This is a genomic window from Paracoccus albicereus, from assembly GCF_024359525.1.
GTDB lineage: Bacteria > Pseudomonadota > Alphaproteobacteria > Rhodobacterales > Rhodobacteraceae > Paracoccus > Paracoccus albicereus.
Genome location: NZ_JAKZEU010000008.1, coordinates 87,905 through 97,784 on the forward strand (window position 1 = coordinate 87,905; position 9,880 = coordinate 97,784).

Genomic DNA, 9,880 nt, shown 5'->3' on the forward strand with positions numbered 1-9,880 from the left:
GAGGAGAGACGCCATGACCAAGACACTCAGGTATGCGGGCCTGGCGGTTTCCGTCCTTGCCCTGACGGCGATGGCCGCCGGCGCGCAGGAGGTGGTCGATGACCAGCTGGTCGTAAACGGGGAAATCCCGATCGTGACCGAAGCTCCGGCGCCGGATTACGCGAGCGCGCTTGGCACCATCCGTTCGGGCTGGACCTTCCGGTCCGAGGATACCCAGATGATGCAGGCCGACGATTTCGACAATCCCGGCATGCTGGGCGTTGAGGCCGCACGCGCCGCCTTCAACTCGGAAATGGGAACGGGCGGCGAAAGCTGCGCCTCCTGTCACGACGACCCGGAATCGCTGTCTACCGTGCGCGGCACCTATCCCAAATGGGATGAGGAGCACGGCACCGTGCAGACGGTCGAGATGCAGGTCCAAGAATGTCAGACCGAGCGGATGGGTATGGAAGAGCCCTACGGCTACAACAGCACCGACATGATCAACATGGTCGCGCTGCTGTCGTCGGTCGCGCGTGGCACGCCAGTCAATGTCGCCATCGACGGTCCCGCCGAAGCGACGTGGAAGCAGGGTGAGGAAATGTACTACACCCGCTACGGCCAGCTGGAATTGTCCTGTGCGAACTGTCACGAGGACAATTACGACAACATGATCCGGGCCGACCATCTGAGCCAGGGTCAGATCAACGCGTTCCCCGCCTATCGCCTGAAGGACGCGGCCCTCGTGTCGGTCCAGAACCGCTTCCGCGGCTGCATCCGCGACACGATGGGCGAAACCTTCGCCGTCGGCAGCCCGGAATTCGTGGCGCTGGAACTCTATGTCGCCTCGCGCGGCAACGGCCTGTCGGTCGAAGGACCCTCGGTCCGCAACTGAACGGATACCCGCCCGCTCCGGTATCGGGGCGGGTTTTTTTGCCTAAAAACATTCACGTAAAGGAATGTTAGAAGATGATTGCTCGCCGCCACTTCCTTCAGGCCTCGCTGGCCACATCCGCGCTGATCGGTGCGTCGGGTTTCGGCAACTGGTCGCGGCTTGCCGCGCAGCAGACGCTGAGCCAAGACGATCTGATCGGGCCGGACGGGTCGGGCAACGTCACGCTGATCCACATCACCGACATCCACGCCCAGACCCAGCCGATCTGGTTCCGCGAGCCCGAGATCAACCTCGGCGTCGGCGACGTCGCCGGCCTGCCGCCGCACCTGACGGGCGATGCCTTCCGCAAGGCGTTCGGAATCGAGAAGGGCAGCGCGATGGATTACGCGCTGACCTACGACGATTTCGTCGCGCTCGCGAAAACCTACGGCAAGATGGGCGGGCTTGACCGCATTTCGACCGTGGTCAAGGCGATCCGCGCCGACCGTCCCGACGCGCTGCTTCTTGATGGTGGTGACACGTGGCAGGGGTCGCTGCCCGCCCTGCGCTCGAACGGCGCCGACATGGTGAAGCTGTTCAATGCGCTGAAGACCGACGCAATGACCGCCCACTGGGAATTCACCCTCGGCCTCGACCGGGTGAACGAGATCATCGAGGGTGAGTTCGCCGGTGCATTCCTGGGCGCCAACATCTTCGACGCGACCTGGGACGAGCCAGCCTATGAGCCGATGACGATGGTCGAACGCGGCGGCCAGCAGATCGCGATCATCGGTCAGGCCTTCCCCTATCTGCCGATCGCCAACCCGTCCTGGCTGTTCCCCGATCTCAGCTTCGGCGTGCGGCAGGAGCGGATGGCCGCGGTCGTGCAGGAAGCCCGCGATGCTGGCGCGGCGGCGGTCGTCGTGCTCAGCCATAACGGTTTCGACGTGGACCGCCAGATGGCGGCGAACGTGCCAGGCATCGACGTGATCCTGACCGGGCACACCCATGACGCCATCCCCGAGCCGGTAATGGTCGGCCAGACCGCGCTGATCGCCAGCGGCAGCCACGGCAAGTTCGTCAGCCGCGTCGATCTGGACGTGCAGTCCGACGGCGTGAAGGCGATCAATCACCGGCTGATTCCGATCTTCTCGGACGTGATCACGCCGGACGCCGAGATGACGGCGATGGTCGATGAAACCCGTGCCCCCTACGCCGACGAAATGGCCGAGGTGGTCGGCCGCACCTCCAGCCTTCTCTACCGGCGCGGCAATTTCAACGGCACGTGGGACGACCTGATCTGCAACGCGCTGATCTCGCAGCGCGAAGCGGATATCGCGCTGTCGCCCGGCTTCCGCTGGGGCGCGTCGCTGCTGCCCGATCAGGACATCACGCGTGAAGACATCTTCAACGTCACCGCGATGAGCTATCCCAACGCCTATCGGACCGAGATGTCGGGCGAGCAGTTGCACCTGATCATGGAGGATGTCGCCGACAACCTCTTCAATCCCGATCCCTATTACCAGCAGGGCGGGGACATGGTCCGCGTGGGCGGCATGGGTTACCGCATCGACGTCAGCCAGCCCCAGGGCAGCCGCATTACAGACATGACGCTGCTGCGCGACGGCACGCCCATCGAACCCGACAAGACCTACAATGTCGCCGGCTGGGCCAGCGTCAACGAAGGCACCGAGGGTCCACCCATCTGGGAGGTCGTCGAAGCCCATATCCGCGAGCAAGGCGATGTCAGCATCGACCCCAACGCAAGCGTGGACGTCGCGGCCGGCTGACGGTCCGCCACGGCGCCTCGCGCCTCGAACCTGAACGGAAAGCATGGCGGGTCATTTCCGCCAAAGGAGAACGCATGCCATGAGCCAGTCGAACGATCATTCTCGCCGCCGTTTCCTGCAGGGCGCCGCGCTTGGCACCGCGGGCCTGATGGCCGGCCGCGCCGCCGCCCAGACGAGTGCGCAGACCCCCGATCCGGCAATCACGGACCTAAGCCAGCAACCCTGGACCCAGTATCTGGGCGACGGCGTCGATGCACGGCCCTACGGCATGCCCTCGCCCTACGAGTCGCACGTGATCCGGCGCGACGTGCCGTGGCTGACCGCGGACGCGGTGTCTTCGGTCAACTTCACGCCGCTGCACGAACTCGACGGGATCATCACCCCGAACGGGCTGTGCTTCGAGCGTCATCACGGCGGTGTCGCAGAACTCGATCCGGGTTCGTACCGTCTGATGATCAACGGCCTCGTGGATACGCCCAAGGTCTTCACGCTTCAGGATCTGATGCGCTTCCCGCGTGAAAACCGCATCTACTTCCTGGAATGCGCGGCCAACAGCGGGATGGAATGGCGCGGCGCTCAGCTGAACGGCTGCCAGTTCACGCATGGCATGATCCACAACGTCATGTATACCGGCGTGCCGCTGCGCCTGATCCTGGAAGAGGCCGGGGTCAAGACTGACGCCGCCTGGGTGCTGGCCGAAGGCGCCGACGCGGCGGCGATGACCCGCTCGATCCCGCTCGACAAGGCGCTCGACGATTGCCTTGTCGCCTTCAAGATGAACGGCGAGGCACTGCGCCCCGAGCAGGGCTACCCGGTCCGACTGGTCGTGCCCGGCTGGGAAGGCAACATGTGGGTGAAATGGCTGCGCCGGATCGAGGTCGGCGACAAGCCCTGGTATCACCGCGAAGAGACGTCGAAATACACCGACCTTCTGGCCAACGGGAAGGCCCGCGAGTTCACCTGGGCGATGGACGCGAAGTCGGTCATCACCAATCCCAGTCCGCAGGCGCCGATCCTGCACGGACCGGGACCGACCGTGCTGACCGGCGTCGCCTGGTCCGGTCGCGGCTCCATCCCGCGGGTGGACGTGACCATCGACGGCGGCATCACCTGGCATCAGGCGCGTATGTCGGGGCCAAGCCACGACAAGTCGATGCACCGTTTCTACTACGAGTTCGACTGGGACGGCGGCCCGCTGCTGCTGCAAAGCCGCGCGCACGATTCCACCGGCTACGTGCAGCCGACCAAGGACATGCTGCGCGAGGTCCGGGGCGAGAACTCGATCTACCACAACAACGGCATCCAGACCTGGGCCGTGAACGAGAAGGGCGAGGCCGAGAATGTCGAAATCACTTAAGATCATCGCGCCGGCCAGCGCCTGTGCCGTTGGCGCCCTGGCGCTCGCCTATGTCGCGGCGAACCAGATGGCGCATCCGCGCGACGGACAGTTCGCCGCAATCTCGGCCGCGAACGCCCAAGAGGTGACGCCGCAAGTCGCGCCGCAGGCCGATGATGCCGCGCAGGCGGAGGCTCCTGCCGAAACTGCGGCGGCTGATGAAGCCCCCCAAGCCCAAACCCAGATCGCCGCCGCCGAGCCCGCCGCGCCCTCTCGCGACGGCGGCTACGGTCTTGGCCGCGAGGCGATGCCGGAAGAGATCGCGGCCTGGGACATCGATATCCGTCCCGACGGTGCGGGCCTGCCCGACGGCTCGGGCGATGTCTGGACCGGCGAGGAAGTCTTCGTCGAGAAATGCGCCGCCTGTCACGGCGATTTCGGTGAAGCGGTCGGCCGCTGGCCTCAGCTTGCGATGGGCATGGGCACGCTGCAAAGCCAGGATCCGGTCAAGACCGTCGGGTCCTACTGGCCCTATCTTTCGACCGTGTGGGATTACGTCCACCGCGCCATGCCCTTTGGCGAGGCGCAATCGCTCAGCCCCGACGAAGTCTATGCGATCACCGCCTACTTGCTGTATCTCAATGAGATGGTGGAAGATGATTTCGTGCTGTCCAAAGAGACGTTTGCGGACGTGACAATGCCCAATGCCGACGGCTTCTTCATGGATGACCGCGAGACGGCGGAATACGGCGCCTTTTCGGCAGAAGCCTGCATGGAAAACTGCAAGGACAGTGTCGAGATCGCGATGCACGCGACTGTGCTGGACGTGACGCCGGACGAGCCTTCGGACGCTCCGCCGGAATCGGAGATGTCTGAAAGCAACGACATGACCGGCAGCGAGGCCGATCCGGCCGAAACCGAGGCGGACGCTGCCCCAGCCGATGGCGAAGCCGAGACGCAGGCCGCCGCCGAGCCGGCGCAGGCCGAGGCGCCCGTCGAAACCGCCGCGGCGGATGCTGGAGCGGCGGAGGCGGCGCCGACCGAAGCGCCCGCCGCCGAAGCACCCGCGACGGAAGCGGTGGCACCCGCCGAACCCGATCCCGAACTCGCTGCAGCGGGTGAGCGGATCTTCAACCGCTGCAAGGCTTGCCATCAGGTCGGCGAGGGTGCGACGAACCGCACCGGACCCGAGCTGAACGGTATCCTCGACCGTCCGTTCGCGTCCGTCGAGGACTTCAACTACTCGACCGCGCTGACGGAGGCCGCGGCGGAGGGCCGGGTCTGGACCCACGAGGAGTTGAGCGGCTTCCTGGCCGATCCGCGCGGCTATCTGAAGGGCACCAAGATGTCGTTCGCAGGCCTGCGCAGTCAGGAAGATATCGACGCCGTGATCGCCTACATGCAATCCGCGGGCGCCCCGTGATCGCCACGGCGATCCATCGTGCCGCGCTGGCGGCGCTGTGTCTTGCAGCACCGCCAGCCACCGCCTTTTCCGAAACAAGCGACGCCGATCAGCGGCGTGAGGCAATCCTCGCGCTGACGCCTGACGCGGAATATGGCGCCTACCTTTCGTCCGAATGCACGGCCTGCCACGCGGAAGAGGGCGGTGACATCCCCCTGATCCACGGTCAGGACCGCGAGGCGCTGATCGACGCGCTGCTCGGCTACAAGACCGGAACGCGCAGCCATGATGTGATGGAGACGATAGCGGGACGGCTCGGCGATGAGGAGATTGCCGCGCTTGCAGCCTATTTCAGCGAGGTCAACTGACGGCCGAGCATCACAGGGGGAGGAGGAAAGACCATGAGGTTCAACAGACGGGGTTTCATCGGCGCCGCGTCGGCCGGGATCGGCCTTCTCGCCGCACCGATGGTCCGCGCGCAGGGCGTGGCCAATGTTGTCGTGATTGGCGGCGGCGCGGGCGGGGCGACCGCCGCGCGCTACATCGCCAAGGATGGTGGCGACCGTGTCAGGGTCACGCTGATCGAGCCATCGCGGGCCTATTACACCTGCTTCTTCTCGAACCTTTACCTTGGCGGATTACGCGAATTCGACAGCCTCGGCCACAGCTATGGCACCCTGGCCTCGATGGGCGTGAACGTGGTCCATGACTGGGCCGTGGGCGTGGACCGCGACGCAAAGACCGTCAGCCTCGCCGGGGGTGCGAGCCTGCCCTATGACCGGCTGGTGATCTCGCCCGGCATCGACTTCAAGGAGGGTGCGATCCCCGGCTGGGACCTGTCCGCGCAGAACGCGATGCCCCATGCCTACAGGGCGGGCAGCCAGACCGAACTGCTGAAGGCGCAGGTCATGGCGATGCGCGAGGGTGGTACCTTCGCGATCATCGCGCCGCCAAACCCCTACCGCTGCCCGCCCGGGCCCTATGAACGCGTCTCGATGGTCGCTCACACCCTGCGCGAGATCAATCCGACGGCCAAGATCCTGATCGTCGATCCCAAGGAAAGCTATTCCAAACAGGCCCTGTTCGAAGATGGCTGGCAGGCGCATTATCCCGGGATGATCGAGCGAATCGGACCGGATTTCGGCGCCAATATCGTCTCGGTCGATCCGGCGGCGATGACGATCGACATCGATGGCCAGGTCGAACAGGTGGACGTCTGCAATGTGATCCCCGCGCAGATGGCGGGCCGGATCGTCCACGAAGCCGGGCTGACCGAAGGGGATTGGGCGCCGGTCAATCCCGCTGACATGTCGTCGCGCGTTGACCCGAACGTGTTCATCCTGGGCGATGCGGCCAATCAGGGCGACATGCCGAAATCGGCCTTCGCCGCCAACAGCCAGGCCAAGGTCTGCGCCAACGCCGTTCTGGGCGCATTGACCGGCAGCCGGGTCTTCCCCGCGCGCTATTCCAACACTTGCTGGTCGTTGATCGACACCGAGGACGGGGTCAAGGTCGGCGCGACCTACGAGCCGACCGAGGAAAAGATCGCCTCGGTCGACAGTTTCGTGTCCGAACAGGGCGAAAGCCCCGAGGTGCGCGCGGAAACCTATCGCGAAAGCCTGGGTTGGTATGACGCGATCACCGAAGACATGTTCGGCTGACAGAACCGGCGGCGGGCCGTGCGCCCGCCGCGCCACCGCAACGAAAGGTCAGATCCATGCGCAACGCCCGCCTCGCCGTTTTCGCAGCCCTATCCCTCTCTGCCGGTGCCTCCGCCGCGCAGGAGGTCGTCACCCAGCCCTTCGATGGCTCGTTCGATGATGCGGCCTTCGCCGTGGAAAGCGCGATCACCAATCAGGGGCTGGTCGTGGATCACGTCAGCCATGTGGGCGAGATGCTGGCCCGCACCGGTGCCGATGTCGGCTCCGACAAGGAGCTGTTCACCGAGGCCGACGTTTTCACCTTCTGCTCTGCGGTGGTCAGCCGGCAGGTGATGGAAGCCGACCCGATGAACATCGCCTACTGCCCCTATGGCATCTTCGTCGCGCAGATGGGGGACGATGTGCAGATCGGCTACCGCACTTATCCGGACGGGCCGATGGATGCGGTCGAGACGCTTCTGGACACGATCGTGACGGAAGCCGTCGGCGGCTGAGCGCGCGCGCCCTATGATTGCGTGAAGGTGAAGCCGCCGTCGTCCGCGCCGAACGTGCCGATGCCGCCACCCGGCAGGTGAAAGCCGACCGCCCGTTCGCCGCTGGCCGCCAGTTCCTGCAGCAGGGCCATGCGCGTTTCGATCCCCTGGTCGGGGATCTGGTCGGCTGGGCTGGCCCAATCAGGCCGCGCCAATGCCAGATGGCCATTGCCGATCGCATCGCCGATGACGAACACCGTCTCGGACCCGTCCGACAGGCGGAAGCTCATGTGACCCGGCGTGTGCCCCGGTGTCGCGACCGCCTTGATGCCCGGCATGACCTCGTCGCCGTCACCGAACAGCACCAGCCCCGATCCCAGGACCTCCAGCCGCCGGGCAGCGCCCGCGACGAAGCTTTGCCGTTCGGGTTCGATGCTGTCCAGCGTCGCGGGGTCGGTCCAGTAGGCCTGTTCCTCGGCGCCCATGTGATGGCTGGCATTGGCAAACAGCGGCTCGTCGAAATCGTCCAGTGCACCCCACAAGTGATCCGGGTGGCCGTGGGTGAAGATGACATGGGTGATGTCGTCGGGCGTCAGCTCGATGGCGGCGAGGCTGTCCACGATCTGTCCCGCCGTGGGCATGAAGCCGCTGCCCGAACCCGCATCGAACAGGACCTTGGCATCACCGCTTTCCCAAAGCGTCAGATTGCAAGGCGGCTCATATCCATCGGCCGAAAAGCCGGCCGCTTCGACGATCGCGCGCGCTTCGTCGGCCGGCAGATCGCCGATGACGAAGCTTTCGGGCAGCACCAGATGTCCGTCCGAGACGCTGGTCAGGCGCGCCTGTCCCACACTCGTCTGTGCAACGCTGCGAAACGCGAAGGCCGAGGTCGCGGCCAGCGACAGGCCGGAAAGCAGAACGGTTCGACGCAGCATCATATTCCTCCCGATGAATATTGAATTCTTAAGCCGCGGCTCGCACGGAAAGCAACAGATTGTTGGCGGCCCGGATGCGCCACGATAAGCAGGGCGCCAACGGATCACGCGTCAGGAAGGGCAGGATCATGCAACGACTTCAGGGAAAATCGGCGCTCATCACCGGTGCCGCGCGGGGCATCGGGCGTGGCTTTGCCGAGGCCTATGTCCGCGAAGGCGCATCCGTCGCGATTGGCGACGTGAACCTTGAGGCGGCGAAGGAAGCGGCGGCGGCGATCGGCGAGGGCGCCTACGCCGTCGCGCTGGACGTCACCCGGCAGGACAGCATCGACGCGGCCGTCGCGGCGGTGGTGGACCGTACCGGCAAGCTGGACATCCTGATCAACAACGCCGCGCTGTTCGACGCGGCCGAGACGGTGGACATCACCCGCGACAGCTATGACCGGCTTTACGCGGTCAATGTCGCAGGCACGTTGTTCACGATGCAGGCGGCGGCGCGGCAGATGATCGCCCAGGGCCACGGCGGCAAGATCATCAACATGGCCAGCCAGGCGGGCAGGCGGGGCGAGCCGCTGGTCGCGGTCTATTGCTCGACCAAGGCCGCGGTCATCAGTCTGACGCAATCGGCCGGGCTGAACCTGATCAAGCACGGGATCAACGTGAACGCGATCGCACCCGGTGTCGTGGACGGCGCCCATTGGCAGCATGTCGATTCCATGTTCGCCAAGCTGGAAGGCAAGCCTCTGGGTCAGAAGAAGGCCGAGGTCGAGGCCGGGGTCCCCGCAGGCCGGTTCGCGACGCCCGATGACCTGACCGGGATGGCGGTATTTCTAGCCTCGTCCGAGGCCGACTACATCGTCTCGCAATGCTACAATGTCGATGGCGGCCAGTGGATGAGCTAAGCCGTCTCCGACACTCACGAACCCATCACAGCCGCGCGAGCCGACGCGGCGTCCGATGACGATTCGGACCGGCGGTTCTGTTCATCGCCGCGCCATTGCGGCATGATGATGCCGCGCTGCCGCATCCGGCCCGTGCCGGAGCCGCAGGGCTGCGGTTCGAATGGAAGGGTGATGCGATGATGGGTGAGCTTGACGCGGTGCTGCTGGCGCGGATCCAGTTTGCCTTCACGGTCAGCTTCCACTTCCTGTTTCCGGCCTTCACCATCGGTCTGGCGAGCTATCTGGCGGTCCTGAACGCGCTGTGGCTCTGGACGAAAGAGCATCGCTACCTCGATCTCTTCCGCTACTGGGTCAAGATCTTCGCGCTGGCCTTTGCCATGGGCGTCGTTTCCGGCATTGTCATGTCCTACCAGTTCGGCACCAACTGGTCGGTCTTTTCCGACAAGGCCGGTCCCGTGATCGGCGCGCCGATGGCCTACGAGGTGCTGTCGGCCTTCTTCCTGGAAGCCGGCTTCCTCGGCGTGATGT

The 9,880-nt window shown here is 65.2% G+C and carries 10 protein-coding genes; 9 read left to right on the top strand and 1 reads right to left on the bottom strand.

Annotation, left to right across the window (positions count from 1 at the left end):
• The first annotated feature begins 13 nt into the window (after window positions 1–13).
• The 7 genes from soxA to MLD63_RS17205 all read left to right on the top strand — a co-directional run bounded on the left by soxA (window position 14) and on the right by MLD63_RS17205 (window position 7,536).
• Window positions 14–874: a sulfur oxidation c-type cytochrome SoxA gene (gene soxA / locus MLD63_RS17175; protein ID WP_439957687.1), complete on the top strand. Its 861-nt coding sequence runs from the start codon at window positions 14–16 to the stop codon at window positions 872–874.
• A 74-nt stretch (window positions 875–948) separates the two neighbouring features.
• A complete protein-coding gene (gene soxB, locus MLD63_RS17180; RefSeq protein WP_255331135.1) occupies window positions 949–2,643 on the top strand; it encodes a thiosulfohydrolase SoxB in 1,695 nt (564 codons plus the stop codon).
• Window positions 2,644–2,722: 79 nt separating this feature from the next.
• On the top strand, window positions 2,723–4,000 hold the full coding sequence (gene soxC, locus MLD63_RS17185) for a sulfite dehydrogenase (RefSeq protein WP_255331136.1): 1,278 nt from the start codon (window positions 2,723–2,725) through the stop codon (window positions 3,998–4,000).
• Entirely contained in the window at window positions 3,984–5,402 is a 1,419-nt protein-coding gene (locus MLD63_RS17190) for a c-type cytochrome (protein ID WP_255331137.1), read from the top strand. The genes soxC and MLD63_RS17190 overlap by 17 nt, the downstream gene beginning before the upstream one ends.
• The gene (locus tag MLD63_RS17195) at window positions 5,399–5,749 is read left to right on the top strand and encodes a c-type cytochrome (RefSeq protein ID WP_255331138.1); all 351 of its coding nucleotides are present in this window, start codon (window positions 5,399–5,401) and stop codon (window positions 5,747–5,749) included. The genes MLD63_RS17190 and MLD63_RS17195 overlap by 4 nt, the downstream gene beginning before the upstream one ends.
• Window positions 5,750–5,782: 33 nt before the next feature.
• A complete protein-coding gene (locus MLD63_RS17200) occupies window positions 5,783–7,042 on the top strand; it encodes an FCSD flavin-binding domain-containing protein (RefSeq protein WP_255331139.1) in 1,260 nt (419 codons plus the stop codon).
• Window positions 7,043–7,098: 56 nt separating this feature from the next.
• Window positions 7,099–7,536: a DUF302 domain-containing protein gene (locus MLD63_RS17205; RefSeq protein WP_255331140.1), complete on the top strand. Its 438-nt coding sequence runs from the start codon at window positions 7,099–7,101 to the stop codon at window positions 7,534–7,536.
• A gap of 11 nt (window positions 7,537–7,547) precedes the next feature.
• Here the strand turns inward: MLD63_RS17205 and MLD63_RS17210 are convergent, their stop codons facing one another.
• Window positions 7,548–8,450, bottom strand: coding sequence for an MBL fold metallo-hydrolase (locus tag MLD63_RS17210; RefSeq protein ID WP_255331141.1), 903 nt, complete (start codon window positions 8,448–8,450; stop codon window positions 7,548–7,550).
• A gap of 128 nt (window positions 8,451–8,578) precedes the next feature.
• On the opposite strand from MLD63_RS17210, the gene MLD63_RS17215 reads away from it, so the two are divergent.
• Window positions 8,579–9,352 (top strand): L-iditol 2-dehydrogenase, encoded by a 774-nt coding sequence (locus tag MLD63_RS17215; protein WP_255331142.1) that lies wholly within the window; start codon window positions 8,579–8,581, stop codon window positions 9,350–9,352.
• A gap of 176 nt (window positions 9,353–9,528) precedes the next feature.
• Window positions 9,529–9,880, top strand: a 352-nt coding sequence (locus MLD63_RS17220) for a cytochrome ubiquinol oxidase subunit I (protein WP_304364003.1), incomplete at its 3' end; no start/stop codon positions are given.

Excerpts from the sequence above, each read along its gene's own strand:
- soxA (WP_439957687.1), top strand. The coding sequence starts at position 14 with ATGACCAAGACACTCAGGTATGCGGGCCTGGCGGTTTCCGTCCTTGCC.
- soxB (WP_255331135.1), top strand. The coding sequence starts at position 949 with ATGATTGCTCGCCGCCACTTCCTTCAGGCCTCGCTGGCCACATCCGCG.
- soxC (WP_255331136.1), top strand. The coding sequence starts at position 2,723 with ATGAGCCAGTCGAACGATCATTCTCGCCGCCGTTTCCTGCAGGGCGCC.
- MLD63_RS17190 (WP_255331137.1), top strand. The coding sequence starts at position 3,984 with ATGTCGAAATCACTTAAGATCATCGCGCCGGCCAGCGCCTGTGCCGTT.
- MLD63_RS17200 (WP_255331139.1), top strand. The coding sequence starts at position 5,783 with ATGAGGTTCAACAGACGGGGTTTCATCGGCGCCGCGTCGGCCGGGATC.
- MLD63_RS17205 (WP_255331140.1), top strand. The coding sequence starts at position 7,099 with ATGCGCAACGCCCGCCTCGCCGTTTTCGCAGCCCTATCCCTCTCTGCC.
- MLD63_RS17210 (WP_255331141.1), bottom strand. The coding sequence starts at position 8,450 with ATGCTGCGTCGAACCGTTCTGCTTTCCGGCCTGTCGCTGGCCGCGACC.
- MLD63_RS17215 (WP_255331142.1), top strand. The coding sequence starts at position 8,579 with ATGCAACGACTTCAGGGAAAATCGGCGCTCATCACCGGTGCCGCGCGG.